We start from the raw sequence: 26,092 nt of genomic DNA, 5'->3' as shown, positions 1-26,092 counted from the left end.
GACCCGGTTACATCATGATAAGAAAATAAAGCAATGTATCTAAAAAAGAGCAGGTATTAAGTTACCCGCCCTTCTCATTTAAGCTCCATCCTTGATCGATTTTAATCGTTTCATCACGTTGTTCTCTCCACGACCGAAATAATCGTAGAGCCTGGAGTATTCCTTATACAGCTGATCATAGACGGCTGCATGGTCGGCAATCGGCCGAAACACTTCTTCTTTGACCCGCGCCATCTTTTGTGCCGCTTCCACAATCGAGTCGTACCCGCCCTTTACCGAACCGGCTGCAACCGCACCGAACATGGCGGCCCCTAAAGCAGGTGTCTGCTTGGAATCCGCGATTTTAATCACCCGGTTCGTGACATCCGCATAAATTTGCATCAAAAGCCGATTTTTTTGCGGCAGTCCTCCGCATGCATACAATTCTTTTACCTTCACGCCGTGTTCATGAAAGGCGTCCACAATCTTTCGGGTTCCAAATGCCGTCGCCTCCAGCAGAGTACGGTAAATCTCCTCCGGCTTCGTTAACAATGTGCATCCCATCAGCAGGCCTGTTAGATCAGCGTCTACCAGAGTAGAACGATTTCCGTTCCACCAATCAAGCGCCAACAGGCCAGTTTGTCCCGGTTTGTAAGCGGAAGCGCGCTGCTCCAACCAAACATGAACGCTGACCCCCTCTTTTTCTGCCGCCTCTTTTACATAGGCTGGAACCGCTTCGTCCACATACCACGCAAAAATATCTCCAACAGCCGATTGACCCGCTTCATACCCAAAATATCCGGGAATAATGCCGTCCTCGACGACTCCGCACATCCCTTCCACTTGTTTCTCCTCCGAACCAAGCAGCATATGGCAGATGGATGTCCCCATAGCCATGACCAATGTACCGGGTGTAACAACACCAACACCCGGTACGGCCGCGTGGGCATCGACATTTCCTACGGCAACGGCCGTGCCCGGCATTAGTCCCATCAGCTTTGCCATTTGCACGGTTAATTCTCCGGCCTTCGTTCCTAGAGGAGCAATTTCCCCTCGCAGCTTCGTCTCGGTCAAGCTCTCCAGCCTTGGATCAAGCGCTTTGAAAAATTCGGAGCTCGGATAACCATCCTGTTTATGCCAGATCGATTTATATCCCGCCGTACAGCTGTTTCTAACGATATTCCCAGTCATTTGAGAAACCACCCAGTCCGTCGCCTCAAGAAACCGGTCCGTTCGTTCAAACATGTCGGGGGATTCATTCAAGATTTGCCAAATTTTTGCGATCATCCATTCAGACGAAATCTTTCCCCCATAGCGTGTAAGAAACGCCTCCCCCCGCTTCGCCGCGATGTCGTTGATCCGGTTTGCTTCATCCTGAGCGGCATGATGCTTCCATAGCTTTACCCAGCTGTGCGGATCGTTCCGAAGCTCCGGATGAAAGCACAACGGCTCGCCGTCCACGTCCACCGGAAGCATTGTACATGCGGTAAAATCAATGCCAATTCCGACGACATCAGCCGGATGAACTCCAGATTCCCTCATGACAGCGGGTATCGATCGCTTCAATACTTCGATATAATCTCCAGGGTGCTGGAGCGCCCAGTCGTTCTCCAATGGAAGTCCGGAATAGGGAAGACGCTCGTCAATCACACCGTGCGGGTAAATCGTCACATGTTCCGACACTTCCGTTCCATTAGACAAATCCACAAGCACCGCACGTCCGGATTCGGTACCGTAATCCACACCAATCGCATATTTTTCACTCATGCTTTAACCCTCCCGTAGCGTTTTCGTCAATGCTGTCCATAGTATGCATTCGCCCCGTGTTTTCTTAAAAAATGCCTGTCCAGCAGTACTTGATCCATTGAGGCGCTCCGAGGGTTTAGACTAAAGGTATGATATGCCATCTTCGCCACTTCTTCTATCACAACCGCATGGTAAACCGCTTTTAACGGGTCCGCTCCCCAACTGAATGGCGCATGACAATGTACCAGTACGCCGGGAACCTGCATCGGGTCCATATGCCGAAAGGTTTCAATAATGACATTTCCCGTTTCGAGCTCATAATCGCCTTGTATCTCCGCTTTCGTCATAGGCCGTGCGCAAGGGATGTCCCCGTAGAAATAATCGGCATGTGTCGTGCCCAGCGCCGGGATATTTTTTCCAGCTTGAGCCCAGATCGTAGCCCACGGAGAATGGGTATGCACCACACCGCCTATGTCCGAAAACGCTTGATAAAGAGCCAAATGCGTCGGCATATCCGAGGAAGGCTGCAACCGGCCTTCCACTACATTCCCCTCGAGATCCAGCACCACTAAATCATTAAGCTTTAATTCCTCATAGGGTACACCGCTGGGCTTGATTACCAATAAACCCTCATCGCGGTCGATTCCGCTTGCATTGCCCCATGTCATTGTAACCAGACCGGCCTTCGGCAATTGCAAATTGGCTTCCAACACCATTTCTTTAAGCTCCTGCAGCATACGAAATCCCACCTTTCCGAATAAAAAGTGCCTCCGGTTTCAGTCTTGCCCTATTATCCGAGCAGTGCCTCTTCCCTTTCGCGAAAATAGGCTGCTGTTTGTGTGACCAAGTGATCCAATATGTCCTTGTCCGGTTTACCGTACATCGCCGGATACGGGTCTCCGCCGGGGCCGAGAGGTTCCGGAGATACATAACGGCCCTCGCGGTTGTACTCCAACAGATAAAGAGCCATAATGATGGTATCCAAATCCAGCGCTCCTTCACCCAGCGCCATCCGGTTACTGTCCGCCATGTGTAAATTCACCAGCATTTCGCCTGCATCCAACAGTGCCTCACCGATATGACGTTCTTCAGACTGCATGTGATAGACGTCGGCATTGATATGGCGAATGCCCGGATGATTGACGGCTTCAATATATTTTTTGGCATCGGCGATCGTATGTACCAAAGAAACTTCAGCCGAGCGGATCGGCTCAATCGCGCCTTTAATCGAATGCTTCGTAAACAAATCGGCCGTAATCAATAAAGTCTCTACGCTGCGTTCAAATTCAGTGTCGTCATAAGCATGAGGCCGTCCGACGGCACCCGGGACGACCAACAAATACTGTCCGCCGACCGCGGCCGTAAATTCCAGTTCACGTTTAATGTAATCAATGGCCGCCTGCCGATGAACGGACCGGTTGCTGGCCATGTCGCAATCAGCAGAAAACATCCCGCAAACCCCGCCTACTTTAATATTATAAGTACCTAAAATGTCCAGCGTTTCGTTGGTCTTATAACCCAAATCAGGACCGTAGTGATTCCCGTGCAGTTCAATATATTCAATCCCCGCCTCGTGTAAACGCGCAGCCGTCTCCTCCAGCGATTCCATGCCAAAACCCCAGTTGCTCCATGACAGGTTCAGCCGGCGTTTCATTTTATCCGGATGGTTCTTCTTCAACTCCAGAAAGGCGGATTTGATTTTTTCATTTTTCATTTCATAGTTTTGCAGTTTCATTCATATGATCTCCTTTCCGATTTAGGGCATTTCCGGATGGTTCGGTCCAAAATGCTTGAGCAATACGATCGGTTCATGACGGCTGTGATTGGTAATGGTAACCCCTTTTTGAGCCGCCGCCTCACTGACAAAAAATTCGTCGGCACTCCATTGGCCGAACCGCAGCATGATGGCGGCTTCCGCATCATAAACTCCGAATTTGCCGTGCCCCTGGATCATAATGCATCCGTAGGCCGCACCGTCTTTGACCACAACGCTCTGTCCCGGCATGATCGTCAGTTCCTTCGCTCCGAAATATTCGTTTCCATAGGTAATCCATTTTTCGATGTGGGCTTCGGACTCCGAACAAATGATCGGTGGACGGAAATAATGTTTCTTATAGTGCGGATCCACATTTTTCTCCCAATCCAGTAGGCCGAAAATATAGTCGATGTCCTTTTTTTTGTCTTCCGGGCAATTCTCCACCAGAAATTCATAAGGGTACACTTCGCCCGACACGATATTCTCATGTACGGAGTTGACGTCGCTGTTCCACTGCGGTTCATAGGTCAAATACGATCCAGGCGCGTGTACAACTCCCGGTGGGGTATACCAGCCGGTACCAAGCTCAATACGGTATGCTCGCGACAATTCGGTAATTCGATTGTCCCCGGATTCATAGTTCAACAATCGATCTCTTACCTGCTCCTTTGTAACATCCGGGTCATAACCGAAATAGGTAACGGGAAATTGCCCGGGATGGTTGTTTAATTGAGGAGGGAAGTAATAAGCCTCCGGCTTTCCCATTCTACCTACCTGACTGGCTGCATGGTCGGTCAAGTGCAGGTGATGAAACAACGGCGTCTCAAAATCGAAAAACTTGGAGTACATCGGCCAAGTCCCATACTGGTCAAACAACGTTTGACCGATAATGTCCGCTCCTAGCACTTCAACTGCTTCCTTGAACAAAAATTTTTGTTTAGACTCTTCCGATGCGGCTACGTAGCTCATTCCTTCATCCGGCGGCGCGAGCGGTCCGTTCATGGCAGCAATGACAGAGGAGAACCACCGTTCCTTGATCGAGCCTCGCTTGGTTCCCAAAGCGTAATAATCATCGGGATGAAGCCGCAAACGGCGCCCCGCCTGAGCAAATCGGCGCGGTACGAAATTAGGAATCAATCGAAGGATTCCTTCGCCTTTATCAAACGTGTCACGTATGAACGTGTTTTTTTTCGTCAATTGAACAAGCCTCCTCTTTTCATTTATTCATCTTTTCACCTGATCTTCAGGTATGCCGTCATGGATATTGCTTCTCTTATCCTTTGGACTTCTCCATAAACTAGCCGTTTGGTCCCAGTACCATGCAGGGAGAGAAATCGCGACAGGAAGCCGCTCCCAACCTTTGGATATGCGAAGAAGAACCTCATACAGCCCAGGAATACCGCTTGTCGCATCCACAGCCTCTACATTGCAGGCTCCTACTCCCACTGCCGTAGTCATCGCCTTTTCCAGGGATTGCATGCAAATCAATCCGCTCAGGAAGCCGGCAATCGTGCAGTCCCCCGCTCCCGTCGTGCCTTTCACCGCAACCTGAAAGCATGGGGCCAAAATCTCCCTGTCTATCCATTGTTCGGGATCGGTTAGTTTACATTTGCCGATATTAGTCAATCTTGCGAGATCACCGGTGGTTCGCACATAAAGACCTTGATCTCCCAATTTCATTCCGACCACGGCCGCGCCCATGTCCAGCAGCTCCCCTGACAATTCACGCAGTAAATCCCCATGGATATGGGCTTCCCATCCACATCCGGTTACGCTCCACTCTTCCATCTGCTTCCGGCGCAGCATCCACATGATTTCTTCCATACTCGGCATAAATATATCAACATATGGAAGTGTTTTAGCGAGAACTTCCCCCCACTGTACGTTACCTGCTTCAGAATGGGGATCGGGTCTGGACATATCCATTGAAACGGTCAGCCCATGCTCTTTGATGCCCGCCAGCATGGCCGCCAATTCCTTCCCCTCCCTCCTATACATATTTTTCATCAGAGGGGGGTAACCAAAATGAAACAACCGGGCGGAAGCCAATAAGCCATGATCTATATCCGATGCCGCAAACGTATCGTTGGCGCCCGAATGGTGAAGAAAAATACGGTCCGATCCCTCAGGACTGATGACAATGCTGTAGGAGGTTTGGGCGCCTTCGCTGATGATCATGCTGTCGGCCAGACCAGCACCGTGTTGTCGAAGAGCATCCAAAATGCCTCTTCCGAACAAATCGTCGCCCACTTTCCCCATCAGACGCGTGGGAACTCCGAGCTTATGCAGCGCGATTCCCGTATTGGAAACACAACCCCCTGTTGTGGTTACAGCTTTTCCTACATTGACCAGACAGCCGGGTTCAAGCACCTGGGAAAGCACGCCCGGTCCCAGATCCGGGATGACATCAAGACAGATATGCCCGGCTACAATGACGCCTCCATCAACGGCAAGCAATGGAATCCCTCCAGCTCAGGTTTATCGTTTCACCTTGACGCTCGGATTTCAAAGCTGCAGTAAACACCTCATGGCTGAGAAATGCTTCCGCCGGCGTCGCACAGTGAAAAGGCTGCTGCATCGAAGAGCCGTTAACGATTTCATCGCAGAAGGCCGCCCACATTTGTAAAATCGAATCGGAAAAGCCGAATTCGAAAATACCTCCCGTAATGGTTGCATAAGCGGATTGATACGGTGTATCGACGACATGCCAGGCCTGTTCGCCTCCCGGTATATACGGGAGCCAAGCCAAGCGTTTAGGCTGCCGGGTGGAATACTCGGCAGAACAGGCCGTCCCGATGATCCGGATAAACCAGGTGTTCGCGTGGCCGGGCGCAATTCTTTTCGTGGAGAGCTGCATCGGAAAGTGCTGGTTCTCCGTCTTGACCTCACAGGACAAAATGGCATTGTCCCACGTTTCGCAAGGCACCATTTGCCCCTTCGAGTCGGGACGCTCCTTAACTACCTTTGACAGCAGCGCTCTGACATTCGCAGGCTGCCAACCGAAGCGGAGCGGCATATGCATGACGTGCATTCCTAAGTCACCCATGCAGCCATATTCGCCGTTTGTTGCCGTTCGGCGCTTCCAGTTGATCGGTTTGTTCGGATCGAGATCGCTGCTATGCCAAAATCCGGCTTCCACTTCGATGATGCTCCCGAACCTTTCCTCTTGAATCCATTGTCCGATCCGATAGGCCCCCGGATAAAATGGAAATTCCGATGAACACCGAACCAACACATCCGGGTGTTTAGCTACCTCATCCAGAATGAAGCGATTGGCCTCCATATCGATGCCAAAAGGCTTCTCTCCGAGCAAATGCTTGCCGGCACGGATAATATCGACATACATCTGAGCGTGCAGATGATGAGGTACGGCGCAGTAGATCGCATCAATCCCGGGATCATCCAGTAATTCACGATAATCCGTCGTCGCCTTCTTGACCGTAGACACATGATTCACAAACCATACGAAAGCTTCTGCATTGGCATCGCAAACTGCGGTAATGATGGGTTTAAAATTCACATCTTGCAAGTGACACCAGCGGGAAACGGCACTCGCGAATTCTTTGCCCATTAAACCGCAACCGATAACCCCAAAGCGGATAACTTGCTTGGCCATGAATTAATCCCCTCTCAATATCGCTAAGGCCTCTTCGGGTTTGGCAGCCTCATGTACGATTGACATTAATGCCTTCGTCATTCGATCTGGACGGACATGCTGGATCACGTTGCGACCATAGACAATCCCCGAAGCTCCCTGCTGCAATAAGGTATAGGTACGGGTAACGATCTCTTCATCCGTCGCTCTTCCGCCTCCACGGGGCAGCACGGGTTTGCCGGACGCTGCTTCAACGACCTTGTGATAATCCTCCAGATGGTCGCAAGGATCCGCTTTAACAATATCCGCTCCAAGCTCTACGGCTTGCCTTACGAGCGGAACGATTTTATTCAGGTCCCCATCTACCATGTAGCCGCCGTGCTTCTCATTGGGAAGCATCACGAGCGGTTCCACCATAAGAGGCATTCCATATTTTTCACATTCGGGCTTTAATAACGCGACATTCTTCACGCATTGGTGATACAGCTCCGGTTGATTCGGCAGCAATAGCAAATTCACGACAACACATGCGGCGTCTAACGCGACAGCCCGGCCTACAGGGTCCGAGATTAACTGACTGAACAAGTGAGAAGACAGCGTCTTCCCGTAGACATTGGCGATATCTGTCCGCAGCACCAGCGACGGCTTGGCCTTACCGGGAACGTTCTGCAGCCATGCCGCTTGCCCCGAACTCAACTGGATCGCATCAGGATTCGCATGAACGATCGTTTCGATCGCTTTTTGCATATGTTCTATTCCCGATAAAAAAGAAGCTTCATTAAATAAACCGTGATCGATGGCTACGTCGAAGCATTTTCCATCTGAACCAAACAAACGATTGAATCTAGGCTGCATCGGCATTCCTTCTCTCCTTTAGCCCTTATGACAGGACATTCTGAATCTATCGGGTGTTTCACCCGTCGCTTTCTCAAACAACATGGAAAAATAATGGGCATTCTCGTATCCGACTTTCTGTGATATTTCATGAATCTCTAAATTTGTCGTGCTAAGAAGCCTTTTGGCCTCCTGAATCTGGCATTGAAGCAAATATCCGATTGGAAAACACTGGGTATTGCTTTTGAAAATGCGCGATATATACTCCCTGCTGATATAGAATTGATCTGAAATGTCGTTTAACGAGCTCTTCTTCGTATAGTGCTTATCAAGGAACTTCTTGATTGGCATGGAATGATGATCGGAGAGCGAACTCTCTTGTTCCTGTGTCTGTATCATCCTATAAATCAATGTCACTAATGAAGCCAGCAGATTCTGGCATAAGGTGTCGTATCCTAGAACCTGCGAGGAAGATTCCTCAAACATTTCCGAAATCATATTTTCAATTTTAATCACATATTTGCGGGAATGAATGACCGGACTCACCCCCGGCGGGACAAGATGATTCTCTTCCAGTCCCTCAATCAGAAGGTGAGTAAGGCCGCAAAAATAGGTTTTCAGCGAATTCTGCGGATTAGAGTATTCCTCATGATGCACACCCGCATTGTAAATCAAAATATCGCCTTTGGTTACCGTGTAGGTCTGGTTATTAATAATGAAGGTGCCTTCTCCATCCCTTACGTAAATAATTTCGCATAAATCGTCATGCTTATGATTAGGGAATTTCCAGTTTGGTTCATTGATGACCTGCCCGGTATACATGAGCATGGGCAACTTCCCTTGTTTAAAAATACCAATATTCATTAGGCTTTCTCCGAATTTTATAAGTTAGACATTTTATACATTGAGAATATATTTGGCTGCAGGCGAAAGACGCTTATATGTTGTTCTTCTAAGATATTCCAACTGATTCAACCGAGGCTGCCGATTTCGTTCGATATAGTCGCAGTGCAGCACTCTTCGGTTGCCTCCGGTTTTATTTTCCGTCTCGCTGAACCAAAGCCCTGGTGCAAGCACACAGACGGACCCGGCCGGAGCAGCGATAGCAATAGATTTCGCCTTGGCTTCATCTGTCGGTTCCCCATCTTTCTTATGGCTGCCAGGAATGATCCGGATCGTCCCCTGAATATCTTCGTGGAAATCGTCCAGAAGCCATATCGCTTTTACCCCTTCAACTGACTGAAGAGCCCCGCCTCCTTCGCCTTGGATGGCTTCCCTTGCCGTCAAGGAAGAAAGCTTGAGTTCTTGGCCCAACAAATAATGCGCTGCCGCAACCGTTTTGGGATGAATGTACACCCCATCCATGGCAGCATCCTTATTGACCACATTATAAGATACCCGCTCTCCCTGTCCGTGTCTCAGTACATTGTCTTTAGAAAACTCTTTGGCAATCTCATCGCCTAAATTAAACTTATCGTCTCGAGCGACCCTTCCTTCCTCAAACCCCTCTTTGTACATCATTTTTTCAAATGCCGTTCTCAATTCCTCGAGTCTAGAGGATTCCATTAAGCCTTGAACTACTATATATCCGTTTTGATCCAGCGAATGTTTTTCTGCCTGGTTCACAGTCGTATCCGTTACCCCAAGCTCCTGCAACGCCTCTGTGAGTTGATCGATTTTTTTAATCGTTTCCATATGCAAACAACTCCTTTATTAAATTTTGATTTCTGCTCCAAAATACGGATGGCTGTTGATTTCCGGTATCCATGGGATAAGAAACCCGATACCATAGATTCAGTTCGCTGATAAGCAACGCCATTTCCGATATGTCGTGATTCAATTGACAAGCTGCGGCAAAATCATCCTCCTGCATAAGCTGCTGCTGTTTAAGGGAGATGACCCTTTCCAGCTCTTTTCTTCTGCCGGCAATGATTTCGCGGGCTTGCTCCCATTGGAATGCAATATCCGCACGTTCTGTTGTCGTATATTCCTCCCATTCCAAATTCAATTGAGGCAGTTTGATTCCCAACTGACCGTCTAAGATAAAGTCGTATCGTTTCATCGCACCAAACACCCTTCCACCGCAAAGCCAACATCAATGCACATCCAAAATATATCTTGCAGCCGGACTGATTCGATCAAAAGTAGTTTGTCGGATATACTCGTATTGATCTTGTTGCTGCTCATACTCACGCGCTGTATAATAGCAATGGTAAACCCGTCTTAACTTGTTCGTTCGATTTTTGGTTCCGCCATGCCACACATGACTGTTAAACACGGCTACGGTTCCGGCCGGAGCAATCAACAGCTGCTGCCCCGGATGGTCAGCAGACGGGTCTTTTACATGATCCTTGATGTGTCCGCTGTGCTTGTGCGAGCCCGGAATCACGCGAGTAGCGCCGTTATCCTCTTCAAAATCATCTAAAATCCACAGACTGTTGCAGACATGGTATGGTTCGTTCTCCTGCCGCCCCATCCAATCGGCATGCAGCGCCTGAAGTCCTTCTCCTGGCTTGGCATCGCGACCATTGAGGGAAGAAAGCTTGAATTCTCTTTGGATGACGTGATAAACGGCAGCCAGCACCTTGGGATGAGTATAAACTCTGTCGAACACGGATCCTTTATTAACCAAATCGGCCAGCCGGCGTGCACCTGTTTCTTGATGAACCTCTTTACCTGCGGAAGCTCCTTCCTTCTGAACGATGTATTCGAACGAATGTCTCATTTCCTCGAGCCAAACCGGATCGATGACATTTGGAAAAACAACAAATCCGTCTTCATCCAGCCTTCTTTTTTCTTCAGCCGTCAATGTGTTGTCGTCTACTCCGAAACTCGCCATGGCTTCCAAGATATTCATTGAAATTCCTCCTCATAAGGGTGTATGTTCATTCGCACTTCACTTATGGCATTCAATAACCACTTTAATATGCCCTCTTCCGTGTTCAACCTGTTCAATGGCCTCAGCGAATTGATGAAGCGGATAACGGTGAGTGATCAAATGGTCTGTTTTCACAATGCCTTGTTGAATAAATTTTAAAGCTCGGTCAAAACAATGCGTCTGGGCAAAGGAGCCGATAATTTTCAATTCTTTACGAAAGATTTCATAGGGATTAACGGTAATTTCGTCTTGCTCCGAAGCAACGCCATAAATGACGATTTTAGCTCCAAACTTTGCAAAATCAGTAAGCTGCTGCATAACCTCTTTCGCTCCCGTAGCATCAACGACGATGTCAAACCCTTTGGGGAAACGCAGAAATAGCTCATCTTGATGTTTGGAGTAATCCGAGCGATCCATCTGAACGGTATGATCCGCACCCAAAGATTTGACCACTTCCAATTTCCTGCTGTCGGAAGCCACAACAACCACGTTACCCGCTCCGGAATGCTTTAACAACTGTGCAAGGATGATTCCCGTAGGCCCTGTGCCGAACAGAAGAATGTCATCTCCGGCTTTCACATCGATGACATCCAGACCATGCACGGCGCAGGCCGTCGGTTCTACCAGTACCGCTTGATCGTAAGGCATATCTCCAATCGGAAACACTTTATCGTGATTGACAACCACATACTCGGAGAATCCTCCCGGACCGTTTACGCCAAGAGAATAAAAGTTCTCACAATATAGAGGTTCGTTGCGCTTGCAATAATAACAGTAGCCGCATAATACCGTATTATCCGCGCATACCCTATCCCCTATTTTCAGTTCGCGGACCTCCTTGCCGATCTCCACAATTTCTCCGACAAACTCGTGACCGGGGATTAAGGGAAAGCCTGCCATAAATTCACCGTGATGAAGATGAATATCCGTTCGGCATACCCCGCAAGCGTGTACCTTGATTTTGACTTGGTGATTCTGGAGAACGCGACTTTCCACCTCGCAAACAGAGAAATTCAACGCTCTTTCATATAAAACAGCTTTCATTGTCTCATTTCCTCCTCTGCGTATCCATTGAAGACGGATCAATGATGATTTTCAACGTGCTGCTTTTTTCCGAGATGGCCTTCTCGAAAGCTTTCTGCGTCTGTTCCAGAGGCATACGGTCCGTAATCATAGCGCTAAGATCGATATCGGGTCTCGATAAAATATCGACGCCGGTCTTGTACGTGTTCCGGTAGCGGAAAATTCCGTAAATATCGATTTCATTATCAACGATGTGCGGAATGTTGAGCGCCGCTTCCTCTTTTGGAGGCAAGCCCACGATGACCACTCGTCCGCCACGTTTAACGGAAGCAAACGTTGTTTGTAAAGCCCTGTCGTTTCCCGCCGTTTCTATCGCCAAATCAGCCCCGCGCTGACCCGTCATTTGCTTGATGGTGACTGCCGCATCCATTTCGCGTGCGTTGATCACTTCCGTGGCGCCTAATTTCAAAGCAGCCGAGAGGCGAAAAGGCTCCAAATCTACGCCAATGATGCGTTTGGCTCCGGCTGCCTTCGCTGCAATGGCTGTCACCAATCCAATAGGCCCAAGTCCGAGAATCACTACGGTTTCTCCGGGCTTCAGATTTCCCCGTTGAGTCGCATGCAGCCCGACGGATAAAGGCTCCACCATTGCGGCTTGCTCGTATGTCATGTGGTCCGGGATGGGGAATACCATATCCGATCGAATGGCGATATACTCACAGAAGGCTCCGTCATAAGGAGGCGTTGCCAAAAACTTTACATCAGGACACAAATTGTATTTTCCCGACTTGCATTGCTCGCATAATCCGCAGGTCACCCCAGGTTCAATGGTGACCCGCTGCCCTAAGGTTGTATTTTTCACCTCCTCTCCTACGGCTACAATCACACCGGCAGCCTCGTGCCCCAAAATCATCGGTTGGGTCACGACATATGGACCAATTCTTCCATACTCATAATAGTGCACGTCGGAACCGCAAAGCCCAACCGCTTTGATTTGAACCAACACCTCATTGCTTCGGGGCATGGGCACCGGACGCTCCATGAGTTCGATAACCCCGGGCTTGGTCAATACTGCCGCCTTCATGGTTTGCTTCAAAGGGATCCTTCCTTTCTCCACGACAAGACTTATTCGTATCTAATCTGCAATCCGCACAGCGAAGACATGCTTTCTTCCGATCATACTGTCCTTCATTTCGTATCAAATCGATCCATCCCCTTCGGCAGCATCCGTAAGCAGGAATTTGTTAAACGAGGACGCTTTACTTGAACTTGGATAGGTTTTCTTTAGTGACCATTTGGAAAGCCACCGTATTCACTTTATCCACTTGTTCTTTCCTAGCCGCTTTCATAGCCACTTCAACCGCCAGCTTTCCTTGGCCCTTTGCATCTTGGAATACCGTTGCCAGCAGCTTTCCTTCTTCGACCGCCTTGAGCGCATCCGGAATCGCGTCAATGCCGATAATTTTGATTTCGTTTAATTTTCCTGCTGCTTCAACCGCCTTCAATGCGCCTAGAGCCATCTCATCGTTTTGTGCAACAATGGCATCCAGCTTTTGCGATTGGAGCCAGTTTTCCGTTAATGCCAATGCTTCGGACCGGGACCAGTTTGCCGTCTGCTCCACGACGACCTTAATATCCGGATACTTTTTCAGAATTTCGTAATTTCCTTCGGTGCGGTTGATTTCGGCCGACTGTCCGTTCGGTCCGTGAATGATGGCGATGTTGCCTTTACCCTGAAGGGCATCAGCCATGAACTGCATTTCCATTTTACCGGCTTCCACATCATTGGATCCGACGTGTGCGGTTACTTTATCTTGATTGGCTACGTCGGCTACGGCGGTAATGAGCGGAATTTTTGCAGCTACAGCCCTCTCAACCGCCGGTGCACAGGCATTTTTGTCGATCGGATTTAGGATGATCACATCCACTTGTTGAGTAATAAAGTTTTCGACCTGATTAATTTGGTTTTCGGCTTTTCCTTGACCATCCGCTTCAATGAGCTCTACGCCGGCAGCCTGCGCTTGGGCTTTGAGCGATTCCTGGAATGCCACAATGTACTCGTTTTGCAGATTTTGATAGGAAACGCCGATTTTAATTTTCTTCTCCGAGCCTCCCTGCCCTCCCGAGCTTGCACCGCTTGCCGGTGTATCACTTCCTGCACTTCCGCACGCAGTAACAAACATCATAAGAAATACCATCATCGCAACAACCCATTTTTTCATGTCCAAACCCTCCATTAAATGTTTTTAATGATTCTTTTTATCAAGAAGCACAGCGAGTATGATGATGACGCCCTTGACAATTTGTTGATAATATGAAGAAACATTGAGAAGATCGAGACCGTTATTCATGAAACCGATAATGAGTACGCCGATAACCGTCCCCATCACGCTGCCGATCCCTCCGAAAAGACTCGTTCCTCCAATAACAACTGCTGCGATGGCATCCAATTCGTAGCCTTGACCCAATACGGGAGAGCCTGCCATGACCCTGGAAGAGAGCACGATACCTGCAATTCCGGCGGCCAAACCGGCAATGGCATACACAGCAAACTTAATTTTAGCCGTACTGATACCCGATAATTGGGTAGACTGCTCATTCCCGCCGGTTGCATAAACGTATCTTCCGAAGCGGGTATACCGGAGGAAGAAGATCCCGATGAGCACTATACAGACGAAGATGATGACCGGTATGGGCAATCCAAGAAAATATCCGCCTCCGATCGCGTTGTACGAATCGCTCAGATTGATTACAGGGCGCCCGTTCGTATAGACCATCGAAACTCCTCTTGCAGCCGTCATCATCCCTAATGTGACAATGAAAGGCGCCACTTGAAATCGCGAGATGATCAGGCCGTTAACAGAACCGCAAAGCAAACCGACCAGCATACCGATGACCAAAGCAACAAATAAAGGATAGTCTCCTTGGGCGGTAGCGAAGCTTGCGGCAACGACCGCCGATAGTGCCATGATGGATCCGACGGAAAGATCAATCCCTCCGGTAATGACAACGAAGGTCATTCCGACGGCGATGATGCCTATGATCGAGACTTGACGAAGGATGTTTAACAGATTCGCCGTCGTTAAAAATACGTCCGAGACCACCGATAAAGCGATAAAAAGAATGATAAACGCGACATAAATGCCATATTTAAATAAATAGCGAGAGATATTTTCCTTCGTGATGCTTCTTTCTTTGGCCTTACTCTCGATCATCGAGTCGTAGGTTGAAGCAAGTTCTTTGTTCATTCAGCTAATTCTCCTTTCAGATGTCCGGTACTGCAGGCCATAATATGCTCTTGATTGAATTCCTCCCTTGCAAATTCCCCTGTCATCTCGCCCTGACACATGACAATGATTTTGTCGCATAACCCAAGCAATTCCGGCATTTCCGACGAAATGACAATGATCGATTTTCCTTTTTCGGCCAACTCATTAATGATCTTGTATATTTCAAACTTAGCTCCAATATCGATTCCCCGGGTCGGTTCATCGAGTATCAGCAGGTTCGGAGCATTCAAAAGCCATTTCGCCAGTACGATTTTTTGCTGATTTCCTCCGCTTAATGTATTCACAATCGTATTGCGGCTTGATGTTTTAATTTTTAATAGGTCAATTTGCTCATCGGCTGCTTTGATTTCTTTTTTCTCAGAAATGATCTGATTCAACTTGGAGAAATTCCGCAGGCTGACCAATGACATGTTGTCCTTTACGGAACCCTTTAAATTTAAACCGAACAGCTTTCGGTCTTCCGTAACCAATGCGATATGATGGGCTATAGCGTCTTTGGGAGAACGGACGGACACTTGCCGGCCTTCCAAAACCATTTCTCCCTGATCGGGAGGATGAACCCCAAAGATCGATTCGGCGAGCTCGGTCCTTCCTGCCCCTACCAGACCCGATAAACCGATAATCTCTCCCTTTCTCACGGTAAAACTAATATTTCGAAATTTATTTTTGCGGGACAAATTTTTGATTTCAAAGTAGACACTCTCATGTACGGTATGTTTTTTGGGATAAATATCCTGCAAATCTCGGCCGACCATCAGCTTAATCAGCTTTTGAATATCTAATTCTTCTGCTGGCTTGCTGTCAATGAAGCAGCCGTCCCTTAAAACCGTAATGGAGTCGCATATCTCGAAGATTTCATCCATTTTGTGAGAAATATAAATAATCGATTTGCCTTGTCCGGTAAGCATCTTAATGATTTCAAAAAGCTTTTCAACCTCTCGGTCCGTAATCGCCGATGTAGGCTCATCCATAACAATAATGTCCGAATTTGTGGAAAGCGCTTTTGCTATTTCGACCATTTGCATTTCGGCAATGGTTAACGAAGATATTTTTCGAGCAGGATCCAAATGAATATCCAGCTGATTCAGCAATTGAACCGTATCCTTCATCAATTTGCGTCGATTCACAATATCGGTGTAAGGATATCTGGGCTCCCTGCCCAGAAAAATATTTTCGGCTACAGTCAACTCCGGGATAAAGCTTAGCTCCTGATAAATCATGCTAATCCCGTGCTGGTTAGCAGATAGCGGATTTTTCAACTCCACTTTTTGCCCATTGAGAAAAATGTCACCCCGGTCCGGCTTATAGACCCCGGCTAATATTTTCATCAGTGTCGACTTCCCCGCTCCGTTCTCCCCCATCAAAGCATGCACTTCACCTTTTTTGACCTGGAGTGTGACATCGCTGAGTGCGACTACGCCTGGAAAGGATTTATACATATTTTTCATCTCTAGAGCAAACGGCTCCACTATGTGTTCACCCCTTTTGTTTGATGATTGCGCTTTCATTTTAACAAACGGAAAGCACAGTTAAAATATTCAATCTTGCGAAATTAATTTGAATTCTCTACAATCTTGCTGAGATGATTACTTTAAGGGGGGGATGAATTTGGATCAAAAGCTAATCCGTTATCAATCTAATGAAAGTGAAATATTCAAGCCGGGAAGGCTGCCCATTCTTATCTATGCCGGACAAGTCTCCAATGAACCCGAATGGAAATTCCCTAGCCACAAGCACGACGATTTTTGTGAAATTATTTATATTAGCAAGGGAGAGGGAACATTTATTGTAAACAACAAGCCTTACTACGCAAAGCAAGGAGATATTCTTGTCTATAACCAAGGGGTAGTGCATGAGGAATTCTCCAATCCTTCCAATCCTCTCAAAACGTATTTTTGCGGTGTAGGCAATCTTTTTATCAAGGGAATGCAAGAAGGTCAACTTATTCCGGTAGACCGGGAACCCATTGTTCACACCCATGATTATTCCTATAAGATCGAAAGCTACATTACGGATATTTTTGAAGAATCTTCCTCCCAAGTCCTGGGATTTGATGTCATTTGTCAGAATTTACTTTTTTGCTTGCTTACTCTCTTAATTCGGATCATCAGATCTGAACAAAGACCGGCAGCCAACAGTACCCCCGATTCATTGGCACTTCAAATCAAGGAATACATCGATAAAAATTACACTAAAAATATCTCGCTAAATGACATTGCGGACAGCCTCTATATCAGCCAGTATTATATGTCTCATATCTTCAAAAATGAAACAAGCTACTCCCCCATTAACTATTTAATCCATTGCCGGATCGGCCAAGCCAAGGTTTTACTATTGACCACCGATTTGAAAATCAATGAAGTCGCCAAGCAGGTCGGCTATGAAAACTCGAACTACTTTACCATGCTTTTCAAAAAAATAACGGGGGAGACACCGAAGCAATACAAAGAAAAAAATAAGAAAAAGATGTTCAAGCACAGCTAAGACGACTGGATCTAATCGGCATATATATTAACCATAGTTCAATTATTTTGAGAAACAACAAAACGCTATCTCTCCTCAGCAGAAAAGATAGCGTTTTCTCGAGAACTTTTTATTATACTTTCTTATGAATCCCCTTTCTTTTTTTGTTGCACTCGTTTACCTTGATTGCTATTCTTGGGTTAGGGAGTGAAACGGCCATGGATGAAGATTTTCAAGTTCGTTTTGCCAAGGGCGAAAATTTTGCTATGCGAAAGTCTCATTATCATGATCATTATGAAATTTACTACTTATTCGCGGGCGAACGTTATTATTACATTGAGAACCGGACTTACTATGTCCAAAAGGGCTCGATGATTTTCATAAAGAAAAATGACATCCACAAAACCATCGCCGGCGGGGAACAGCATGAAAGGGCTGTCGTTTATTTTACAGACCACTTTGTCGATCAGTATCACGGACGGCATATGGATATGCTGCTGTCTCCGTTCTCGAACGCCAACAGAGTTATCGGGTTAAACAACCTCGAGCAAAACTATATCGAAAATCTGATCTTTCAAATGAATAACGAATACTCCGATCGCAGCCGTCAGGGACGTTCCTTGTACTGTGAAACCCTGCTCGTTCAATTGCTGCTGTTCGCTTCCCGTAAAGTTTCGGAAGCCTCGGAGGCGTCCCCTATTCCGATACATCATAAAATGTCAGAGATCATCGAATTTTGCAACGTCCATTTTATGCATTCCCTCACGATGGAAGGGGTTGCCGCTCGTTTTTTTATCAGTCCTTTTCATTTCAGCCGTTTGTTTAAGCGGTATACCGGCTTTAATTTTACGGAATACATTCACACGCTGCGCATACGCGAGGCCCAGAGACTGCTTCGGGAAACTCAGCATAAAGTCATTGAAATCGCCGAACAGGTTGGATATATCAATATTACTCACTTCAACCGCAAATTTAAGCAAATCGCCATGATGTCGCCGATGGAATACAAAAAAATGATCAAATCCTCGTAAAGCCGTAACAAAAAATAGTAAACCCGCAAGTACAGCCTCGCGGGTTTTTATGGATTGAGCACTATCCAACCGAGGATAGCTGCGTCCTGGACTCCAGCTCCTGGAGCGTGTGAATCTCCACTCCGGCTAATATGAACGGCGCTACGCCCATCATCGCATCACGGACAACCATTTCACTGATATAGTATGAATAGCTGCCATCACGATAAGGAGCTCCTCCGAGCCCGGCGCCATGGCAGATCTGATTTAAGTGGACGCCGCCGGTATCCTCTTTCTCCACGAGCCGTTCAAGTATTCCCTGATAGCCTTTGACGGCAGCGGGTTTAAATTTGGAGGATATATAGCCTAATCGAACCCCTTTGGCGATGGCATAGGTGAACATGGCCGAACCTGAGGCTTCCAGGTAATTCCCTTCCCTTCCCCCCATATCCAGCACCTGATACCATAATCCGCTTTCCGCTTCCTGCACCTGTATCAAAGCACCGGCCATACGCTCAAAAAGGCCTGCAATCGTGCCTCTCTGGGGGTGATCCACCGGAAAATGCTCCAGCGCATCTGCGACCGCCATCGCATACCAGCCCATCGCCCGGCTCCAGAAATGCAGGGACCTTCCCGTTTCCGGATTACACCAACGCTGCTCTCTGCTTTCATCCCAAGCATGATACAGAAGCCCGGTTTTGGGATCACGTGTTTGTTTCTCCACCAGCAGAAGCTGCCGGGCGACTTCGTCAAACCATTCCGGCTGTCCGAACGTTTTGGCATACTGCGCAAGAAAGGGGGAGGACATGTATAGTCCATCCAGCCACATTTGGAACGGATAAATCTTCTTGTGCCAAAATCCGCCCTCACTTGTTCGCGGGTGCCCTTTCAGCTGGGCCGCCAGCAGATGCGCCGCCTTCTCATACTGCGGCTCCCCGGTTTGACACCACAACGGAAAAAGGACTTTCCCTTGATTGATCTGATCCAGATTATACTCTTCCAGCACATAGGTTTTAATGGTTCCGCCCGGCTCAACGAACAAATCCAAATGTCTTTTCATAAAGTCAAAATACTTTGCTTCACCGGTTTGTTCCCAAACCCTCCCGATCGACAAGAGCATCATCCCGGGCACGTAAGCCCATCGTTTGGCCAATTCCGGATGATAGCCATCCCGATCAGAAGCTGACATGAACGTTTCCGCCGTGTTTATTGCCCATTTCAGTGCTTCCACAAGGTTCACTCCCTCGTATGAGTCTTTGATTATCGGCTTACCAATGTTGGACTTAACAGCTCTTGTATGCGAACCGGCGCGCCGGATTGAACCGATTTCCAAACGGCCTCCCCGGCCAATACCGAATTTGCTCCTGCCCGGGCTCCCGATAAGATTTCGTAAGACCTGCGGGGATCAGGTCCCAGGAACAAGTCCTCCAGAATCAACGGGTCTCCTCCCCCGTGGCCTCCCTCGGTAAAGACGACATGGATGGTTTCCTTCGAGCCGAATAAAGGGAGATAATCGATCGTCTGCAAGGCTACGGGAAAAGGAACGCGGCTTGGCACATGGAATTCCTGAGTTTCCAATCGGCCCTTCGTCCCGTTAATGGCCAAGCGGTAGCCTTCATAAGGTACGGAGAAATTGACTGAGTAGCTGAGCAGCGTGCCTTTATCGTATTTGACGACAGCCGTGTAGGTATCCTCAATATCGATCTCCGAATCGAAAATACAGGCATCCGGACGATAATTCGTGTAGCTGTTCAGACCTTTGCCGAGCGTAGCCGCGCCGATATGATCATCTTTGATGACAACCTCCCGGCTTCTGCTGGACCATCTCATGTAGTAGGCGCAATCCCGCTTCAGCTCGCAGGTCCCGCAATATCTGCCGTCTTCCTTCCTCGGGTTCAGCTCTCCTTCGGGACCGTAATAATTCAGGGCCCCGTAAGCGAAGGCTTCTATTGGAGTCTGGTCGATCCACCAGTTCACCAAATCAAAGTGATGCGTGCTTTTGTGAATGGACAAGCCTCCCGAGTTGCTTCTTTTCCGGTTCCAGCGTTTGAAATAGCTCGCTCCATGGTAAGTATCGATGTACCAGTTCAAATCAACGGAGGTCACGCGCCCGATTTTACCTTCCAGAATAAGCTCCTTGATCTTGCTGTGAATCGGCATGTACCGGTAATTAAACGTCACGCTGACCCTGCCCTTGCTCTTCGCTTCCGCCTCCAGAATTCTCCGGCACTCTTCACTGGTCGTTGCCATAGGCTTTTCCGTAATCACATCCAGATCATGCTCGAGCGCTTTGACGATATAAGCTTCATGCGTATGGTCCGCACCGGCTACAATCACCACATCCGGCTTCGTTTCACTCACCATATCATCGAATTGCTCCGGGCTGTATACGCTAACGCCTGTTAGCTGAGGATATTTCCCCAAGCAGACTTCAAACCGCCTTGGGTCTATATCAAGGAGTCCCACGATTTCAACATGCATTGAGAACGTTTGAAGCATCGGACCGATAAACATATTCATCGCCCTGCCGCTTACTCCGCAAATGACGTACCTTTTCAACCGGCTCATCTCCCGTTCGTCTTGTTTTTCGTTTCCATTGCATTGTAGATCAAATCGCAGATGAAATCTTGAACGGATTTTGTCATTCTCGATAAAACTTTGCTATTTTTGCTCATTTGGCAAAAGCAAAAAAACGTCCCCTCAAAAGGAAGGGGCGGTCCATTTCTATTAACATGATTTCATTTATTTGTTCCAATTCGAATCCTATGGTATGTAAGAAGGCTCTGGCAATTGTCGTATGGCCGATGATGTGTTGGGGTGTACGCGGTCCCAAGCCAGTGCCGCGGGATAGATATGCTCAAAATACCGTCGAACGCCGCCTTCGTATCTGCAAAAAGCGTTCCATGTTTTCCGCGAGCACTTTGACGGCTTGTCCGTATCGGTCCATCGTCTGCCTCATGGCATCGGATTTATTCGGTTCGATATAGAATGGGGTCATAAGGATCATTCCTTTGACGACTTCCTTATCCAAAGGATTTCTCGGGGTTCAAAATTTTTTTACTAGGTGAAAATACCAAAGAAGAACTGATATTTTAAACAGTGCTTCCCCCTTTATTGCTTTATTACCAATTTACTTCTTAAAGATTTTCTCAAGCGCCTCACGTTGAGGAGGCTTGATATTTACTTTCGGACGAATGCTCTTGGCCATCGCTTCCGCTTCAGCAAGGGTTGGGCATTTACCTAATTTAATTAATGTTCCAGCAGCAACAGCCCCCGCCCGTCCGCCGCCCCCGCCGCAGTGGAATCCAACCTTTTTACCGCTTTTATAAGCCTCGACAACGTGATTTATCGCCTGATCGAAAAGCTCCTCCTGCGGAGCTTCGGCCTGATCTCCAAGAGGTACTTGAATCCATTCAACATTGGCCTCAGGATCCGCGCATTCGGTGGCCTCCCCGCGCAGATCAACAATTACTTCAACGCCTTCGTTGCTCACCATGTCTTTGACATCCGCTGCACCGCCAAAGAAGATTTGTTCGTCAATCAGGTTATGGTAGTTTTTTTGCATAAGGTCCTCCCTATTCTCCTTCGTTTACAAACTGCTCGATGCGCTGTTTAATAGAATCGCGGACTTCGCGGAACTTGCTCATGATTTCGTCTTCAGGTCCTGCCGCCTTCGCCGGATCCTCAAAACCCCAGTGCCACTTGACAACATGTTGGTTTGAGATCACAGGGCAGTGCTCATCGGCATGACCGCAGAGCGTAATAACGTAGTCCGCGCGGTTTAGAAGCTCTTGATCAATAACATCAGAGGTATGTTTGCCGATATCCACACCAGCTTCCTTCATCACCTGAACCGCGCGGGGATTCAAGCCGTGAGCTTCCAGCCCGGCGCTCCTTACTTCGAATTTATCGCTGCCCAATGCTTTTAAAAAACCGTCTGCCATTTGGCTTCTACAAGAGTTTCCTGTACATAAAAAATAGACTAATGGTTTTTTCTCCACGGTACAATTCTCCTTTGGGATATCAAGTGCAGGAAGCAATCAAGCGCCTTGACTCCCTCTATTTTCTTGTGTATTTCTTAACATCGCCTTGACCATCAGCATAACCGTAACAGCAGTCAACAACGTAAAGGCCGCAATAACCAGCCATTCATTAACACGAACCGTCTCAATAAAATAGAGCCATAAACAAAGACCCGTCAGTGTAATGAATAAGGTCGGTACCGTTAATAGGATGCCGATTTTAAAATAATAGCCCCATGAGATGTTAACATCTTTCCGGGCCAGCACATGCAGCCAAAGCAGAGTGGCCAGAGAACCGATCGGTGTGATTTTGGGCCCTAAATCCGAACCAATGACATTGGCATAGATCAGCGCCTCACGAATCACCCCTTGTGCTTGTGTTCCTTGGATTGCGAGCGCATCTATCATGACTGTCGGCATATTATTCATAACAGACGACAATATTGCAGCAATAAATCCCATGCCAATCGCAGCCGCGAATAACCCCCTGTCGGCTACCGCCTGAATCACGCTGCCCAATGTATCCGTAAGCCCTGCGTTCCTTAATCCGTAAACAACCACATACATCCCGATGGAAAAAATAACAACCGCCCACGGAGCACCCTTCACAAGTTTCCAGGTATGAATCACCGGGCTTCTTCTCGCGGAGATAAGAAACGCAACGGCTGCAGCTCCGGCAATGAGGGATACGGGGATGGAGAGAAACTCACTGATGAAATACGCGACAAGCAGCGCTGCCAAAATTACCCAAGATAGTTTAAACAGCCTCATATCCTTAATGGCTTCATTAGGTTTTTTTAACTGAGTAAGATTGTACGCCTTGGGAATGCTGCTTCGGAAAAACAGAAACAAAACGATAAGACTTGCGAGAATCGAAAAGAAATTAGGGATGATCATACGGCTTGCATATTCAGCAAAGCCTATCCCGAAATAATCGGCAGATACGATATTCACCAGGTTGCTTACAACTAGCGGAAGGGATGCCGTATCGGCAATGAAACCACTTGCCATAATAAATGGCAGCACCCTTTTTTCATCGAATTGAAGCGCCCGGACCATTGACAGTACAATCGGCGTAATAATTAGGGCTGCTCCATCATTGGCAAACAGGGCTGCGACCGCCGCTCCAAGCAGAATGATAAGCACAAACATGAGCAGCCCATTCCCGCGGGCCAGCCGCGCCATATGCAATGCGGCCCATTCAAAAAAACCAATTTCATCAAGCACCAGTGAAATCAGGATAATGGCGACAAAGGCTAAGGTAGCGTTCCACACAATCCCCGTTACAGTCCCGACATCGGTGAAGCTCACGACACCAAACAGTAAGGCAAGAATGGCGCCGCCGGCTGCAGACCATCCGATATTTAAGCCTCTCGGCTGCCATATCACAAACGTTAATGTCAGTACAAAAATAATAAGAGAAATCGTTGCCATAGGTTATCCTCCGGACTATTCGCAGCAGTTATTTTTCTTTTCGAGCATTTCTTTTAATGAGGGAGTATAACTTAATAACTCTCTAATATAAGGCCTGTCTTCCATTTTTAAAGAATAATAAATCCATTGACCTTTTCTTCTTTCATTGACCAGTCCGCCATCTTTTAATTTTCGCAAATGCTGGCTGATCCCGGGCTGTGACATGCCTATGGCATCGACGATCTCGCAAACACAAAGCTCCCTTTCCTTTAAAAGCGCTAAGATCATCAGCCTTGTTTTATCGCCAAGCAGCTTCAACACCTCGGATATTGCCTGGATTTGTTCCAAAGCCGTACTCTTTGTCATCGTCATATGGTCAACACCCCTCCTTCTTTTGGCCTCTTATAATAAGTATATAACAATGTATTTATATAATAAATACTTTATATATTTATTGTTTGTAAACAAACATAATTGATTTTTCTTAAAAAATCAATTGCTCGTTCTTTAATTTTTTCAATACCTTTTGATCTGCAGGAAAGGCTGATGCCGGCCGTTCATCGTAAGAAAAAAATCCCACTTCCTTCAGATCATCTCCCGCAGCAAGCTCACCCTCCACCTCATTGGCCCGAAACCAAATACCAACGCTTTGTTGATTGGGGTTATGGAAGTTGGAGAGAACGGTGTAAACCGATGTAATTTCTATTTTTAAGCCCGTTTCTTCTAAGAATTCCCTTTGAGCAGCCTCATACACATCCTCATCCCACTCGACGTAACCGCAAGGAATACACCACTGTCCCTCATAACTTCCCTTTCGCTGACCCAGCAATACTTTTTTATCCCTGATGATAATGGCAGCAACACCTACCGCCGGATTTTGATAAAAGATAAAGCCGCATGAAGTACAGTACGGTTTGGATACTTCCCTTTTTTTATTTAGACCTAACATTCCTCCACACTTAGGACAGTAGTTATATCTCATGTTCCTCTGCTACTCCTTAATCAACCATTTCCTTAAGTATATTACAAAAACATTTAGAAATAGACAAAATGAAGAAAATCATTGGATTTGCTCATAAAAAGATGACAAGGATAAATAGGATATACTACTATGAAATAAAAGAAACTATCGAATGCACCAAGGAGAGGTATGACATTGAAGCTGGTATCGTGGAATGTTAACGGTTTAAGAGCATGTGTAAATAAAGGATTTAACGACTATTTCGCACAAACAAACGCAGATATTTTCTGTATTCAGGAAACGAAATTGCAAGAAGGACAAATTCGTCTGGACTATGGGCCGGAATATTTTCAATATTGGAATTATGCCATTAAAAAAGGGTATTCCGGAACCGCCGTATTTACAAAAATCAAACCAATTTCCGTACGGTACGGCTTAGAAGAAGAACAAGAGCCTGAGGGGCGGATCATTACTTTGGAGTTCGACGCTTTCTATCTTGTCAATGTATACACTCCAAATGCAAAACGTGATCTGTCTAGGCTGGATTATAGACTGGAATGGGAAGACCGGTTTCGAGTCTACCTTCAGCGGCTGGATGCCCATAAGCCTGTTATTGTCTGCGGAGATCTCAATGTGGCGCATCAAGAGATTGACCTCAAAAATGCCAAATCCAATCGTAACAACTCCGGATTTACTCCGGAGGAACGATCCAAAATGACCCAATTATTAGCGGCGGGGTTTATCGATACCTTCAGACATTTCTATCCCGACCGGATAGATGCCTATACCTGGTGGTCTCAAATGCCTAAGGTGAGAGAGCGGAACATCGGGTGGCGGATCGATTACTTTCTCGCTTCATCAAGACTTGCTTCCTCATTAGTAGATGCACAGATTGATGCCCATATAACAGGCAGCGATCATTGCCCTGTGATCCTGGACACTATAGATATCTACTCCGCCGACGGTGCCGATCCCGTCGTTTTGCCCGCGGCGGCAAACTCCACCAATTAGTTCAGGACAGCGCTTAGAATCCACTGTCGTTACTTGATTGGCAGTAAACCTCATAACCGATACTAATCGAGTAGATAGGGGCGGCTAGCCCCTGACCTCTCACACCACCGT

At 47.3% G+C, this 26,092-nt stretch carries 27 protein-coding genes; 3 read left to right on the top strand and 24 right to left on the bottom strand.

Annotated features, from left to right (window positions below; all coding sequences use genetic code 11):
• Positions 1 to 78: 78 nt before the first annotated feature.
• The 16 genes from ACZYR9_RS05110 to ACZYR9_RS05035 form a co-directional block, all read right to left on the bottom strand.
• Positions 79 to 1,746, bottom strand: coding sequence for a ribulokinase (locus ACZYR9_RS05110; RefSeq protein WP_488977381.1), 1,668 nt, complete (start codon positions 1,744 to 1,746; stop codon positions 79 to 81).
• A 26-nt stretch (positions 1,747 to 1,772) separates the two neighbouring features.
• Positions 1,773 to 2,462: an L-ribulose-5-phosphate 4-epimerase gene (araD, locus tag ACZYR9_RS05105; RefSeq protein ID WP_488977380.1), complete on the bottom strand. Its 690-nt coding sequence runs from the start codon at positions 2,460 to 2,462 to the stop codon at positions 1,773 to 1,775.
• 53 nt (positions 2,463 to 2,515) lie between these two features.
• Positions 2,516 to 3,460 carry a sugar phosphate isomerase/epimerase family protein gene (locus ACZYR9_RS05100; RefSeq protein ID WP_488977379.1) on the bottom strand — a complete coding sequence of 315 codons (945 nt, stop codon included), beginning with the start codon at positions 3,458 to 3,460 and terminating at the stop codon, positions 2,516 to 2,518.
• Positions 3,461 to 3,481: 21 nt separating this feature from the next.
• Entirely contained in the window at positions 3,482 to 4,678 is a 1,197-nt protein-coding gene (locus tag ACZYR9_RS05095) for a hypothetical protein (RefSeq protein WP_488977378.1), read from the bottom strand.
• Between the two features lie 27 nt (positions 4,679 to 4,705).
• Entirely contained in the window at positions 4,706 to 5,938 is a 1,233-nt protein-coding gene (locus ACZYR9_RS05090; protein ID WP_488977377.1) for a carbohydrate kinase family protein, read from the bottom strand.
• Positions 5,925 to 7,097, bottom strand: a complete 1,173-nt coding sequence (locus ACZYR9_RS05085; protein ID WP_488977376.1) for a Gfo/Idh/MocA family protein — start codon at positions 7,095 to 7,097, stop codon at positions 5,925 to 5,927. Before ACZYR9_RS05085 ends, ACZYR9_RS05090 begins: the two co-directional genes overlap by 14 nt.
• 3 nt (positions 7,098 to 7,100) lie before the next feature.
• Entirely contained in the window at positions 7,101 to 7,931 is an 831-nt protein-coding gene (locus ACZYR9_RS05080) for a class I fructose-bisphosphate aldolase (RefSeq protein WP_488977375.1), read from the bottom strand.
• Between the two features lie 18 nt (positions 7,932 to 7,949).
• On the bottom strand, positions 7,950 to 8,774 hold the full coding sequence (locus ACZYR9_RS05075) for an AraC family transcriptional regulator (RefSeq protein ID WP_488977374.1): 825 nt from the start codon (positions 8,772 to 8,774) through the stop codon (positions 7,950 to 7,952).
• A 33-nt stretch (positions 8,775 to 8,807) separates the two neighbouring features.
• Positions 8,808 to 9,605: a phytanoyl-CoA dioxygenase family protein gene (locus tag ACZYR9_RS05070; protein ID WP_488977373.1), complete on the bottom strand. Its 798-nt coding sequence runs from the start codon at positions 9,603 to 9,605 to the stop codon at positions 8,808 to 8,810.
• Complete coding sequence (locus ACZYR9_RS05065) at positions 9,592 to 9,972, bottom strand: MerR family transcriptional regulator (RefSeq protein ID WP_488977372.1); 381 nt, start codon at positions 9,970 to 9,972, stop codon at positions 9,592 to 9,594. Before ACZYR9_RS05065 ends, ACZYR9_RS05070 begins: the two co-directional genes overlap by 14 nt.
• A gap of 33 nt (positions 9,973 to 10,005) precedes the next feature.
• Entirely contained in the window at positions 10,006 to 10,767 is a 762-nt protein-coding gene (locus ACZYR9_RS05060) for a phytanoyl-CoA dioxygenase family protein (protein ID WP_488977371.1), read from the bottom strand.
• Positions 10,768 to 10,806: 39 nt separating this feature from the next.
• Positions 10,807 to 11,832 carry a zinc-dependent alcohol dehydrogenase family protein gene (locus ACZYR9_RS05055; protein ID WP_488977370.1) on the bottom strand — a complete coding sequence of 342 codons (1,026 nt, stop codon included), beginning with the start codon at positions 11,830 to 11,832 and terminating at the stop codon, positions 10,807 to 10,809.
• A 4-nt stretch (positions 11,833 to 11,836) separates the two neighbouring features.
• Entirely contained in the window at positions 11,837 to 12,907 is a 1,071-nt protein-coding gene (locus tag ACZYR9_RS05050) for an NAD(P)-dependent alcohol dehydrogenase (RefSeq protein WP_488977369.1), read from the bottom strand.
• Between the two features lie 163 nt (positions 12,908 to 13,070).
• On the bottom strand, positions 13,071 to 14,033 hold the full coding sequence (locus ACZYR9_RS05045; protein WP_488977368.1) for a substrate-binding domain-containing protein: 963 nt from the start codon (positions 14,031 to 14,033) through the stop codon (positions 13,071 to 13,073).
• 24 nt (positions 14,034 to 14,057) lie between these two features.
• Positions 14,058 to 15,059, bottom strand: a complete 1,002-nt coding sequence (locus tag ACZYR9_RS05040) for an ABC transporter permease (protein WP_488977367.1) — start codon at positions 15,057 to 15,059, stop codon at positions 14,058 to 14,060.
• Positions 15,056 to 16,570 carry a sugar ABC transporter ATP-binding protein gene (locus tag ACZYR9_RS05035; protein ID WP_488977366.1) on the bottom strand — a complete coding sequence of 505 codons (1,515 nt, stop codon included), beginning with the start codon at positions 16,568 to 16,570 and terminating at the stop codon, positions 15,056 to 15,058. Before ACZYR9_RS05035 ends, ACZYR9_RS05040 begins: the two co-directional genes overlap by 4 nt.
• Positions 16,571 to 16,709: 139 nt before the next feature.
• On the opposite strand from ACZYR9_RS05035, the gene ACZYR9_RS05030 reads away from it, so the two are divergent.
• Together ACZYR9_RS05030 and ACZYR9_RS05025 are read left to right on the top strand one after the other, a co-directional pair.
• Positions 16,710 to 17,585 carry an AraC family transcriptional regulator gene (locus ACZYR9_RS05030; RefSeq protein WP_488977365.1) on the top strand — a complete coding sequence of 292 codons (876 nt, stop codon included), beginning with the start codon at positions 16,710 to 16,712 and terminating at the stop codon, positions 17,583 to 17,585.
• 197 nt (positions 17,586 to 17,782) lie between these two features.
• A complete protein-coding gene (locus tag ACZYR9_RS05025) occupies positions 17,783 to 18,595 on the top strand; it encodes a helix-turn-helix transcriptional regulator (protein WP_488977364.1) in 813 nt (270 codons plus the stop codon).
• A gap of 61 nt (positions 18,596 to 18,656) precedes the next feature.
• Here the strand turns inward: ACZYR9_RS05025 and ACZYR9_RS05020 are convergent, their stop codons facing one another.
• From ACZYR9_RS05020 to ACZYR9_RS04985, 8 genes are all read right to left on the bottom strand, one after another.
• Entirely contained in the window at positions 18,657 to 19,763 is a 1,107-nt protein-coding gene (locus ACZYR9_RS05020; RefSeq protein WP_488977406.1) for a glycoside hydrolase family 88/105 protein, read from the bottom strand.
• A gap of 71 nt (positions 19,764 to 19,834) precedes the next feature.
• Positions 19,835 to 21,142, bottom strand: coding sequence for a Gfo/Idh/MocA family protein (locus ACZYR9_RS05015; protein ID WP_488977363.1), 1,308 nt, complete (start codon positions 21,140 to 21,142; stop codon positions 19,835 to 19,837).
• Between the two features lie 289 nt (positions 21,143 to 21,431).
• Positions 21,432 to 21,572 carry a hypothetical protein gene (locus ACZYR9_RS05010; protein WP_488977362.1) on the bottom strand — a complete coding sequence of 47 codons (141 nt, stop codon included), beginning with the start codon at positions 21,570 to 21,572 and terminating at the stop codon, positions 21,432 to 21,434.
• Positions 21,573 to 21,704: 132 nt separating this feature from the next.
• On the bottom strand, positions 21,705 to 22,139 hold the full coding sequence (locus ACZYR9_RS05005; RefSeq protein WP_488977361.1) for a protein-tyrosine phosphatase family protein: 435 nt from the start codon (positions 22,137 to 22,139) through the stop codon (positions 21,705 to 21,707).
• 10 nt (positions 22,140 to 22,149) lie between these two features.
• Positions 22,150 to 22,575, bottom strand: coding sequence for an arsenate reductase (thioredoxin) (gene arsC / locus ACZYR9_RS05000; RefSeq protein ID WP_488977360.1), 426 nt, complete (start codon positions 22,573 to 22,575; stop codon positions 22,150 to 22,152).
• Positions 22,576 to 22,614: 39 nt separating this feature from the next.
• Positions 22,615 to 24,030: an arsenic transporter gene (locus ACZYR9_RS04995; protein ID WP_488977359.1), complete on the bottom strand. Its 1,416-nt coding sequence runs from the start codon at positions 24,028 to 24,030 to the stop codon at positions 22,615 to 22,617.
• Between the two features lie 15 nt (positions 24,031 to 24,045).
• On the bottom strand, positions 24,046 to 24,357 hold the full coding sequence (locus tag ACZYR9_RS04990; protein WP_488977405.1) for an ArsR/SmtB family transcription factor: 312 nt from the start codon (positions 24,355 to 24,357) through the stop codon (positions 24,046 to 24,048).
• A gap of 136 nt (positions 24,358 to 24,493) precedes the next feature.
• A complete protein-coding gene (locus ACZYR9_RS04985) occupies positions 24,494 to 24,991 on the bottom strand; it encodes an NUDIX domain-containing protein (protein WP_488977358.1) in 498 nt (165 codons plus the stop codon).
• Between the two features lie 174 nt (positions 24,992 to 25,165).
• Here ACZYR9_RS04985 and ACZYR9_RS04980 point away from each other — a divergent pair, with 174 nt between their 5' ends.
• Positions 25,166 to 25,981, top strand: coding sequence for an exodeoxyribonuclease III (locus tag ACZYR9_RS04980; RefSeq protein ID WP_488977357.1), 816 nt, complete (start codon positions 25,166 to 25,168; stop codon positions 25,979 to 25,981).
• Positions 25,982 to 26,092 lie beyond the last annotated feature (111 nt).

This window comes from Paenibacillus sp. F024 (assembly GCF_057814255.1).
The sequence above is the reverse complement of the archived record's forward strand: the minus strand, read 5'-3'. Positions and strand labels throughout refer to the sequence as shown.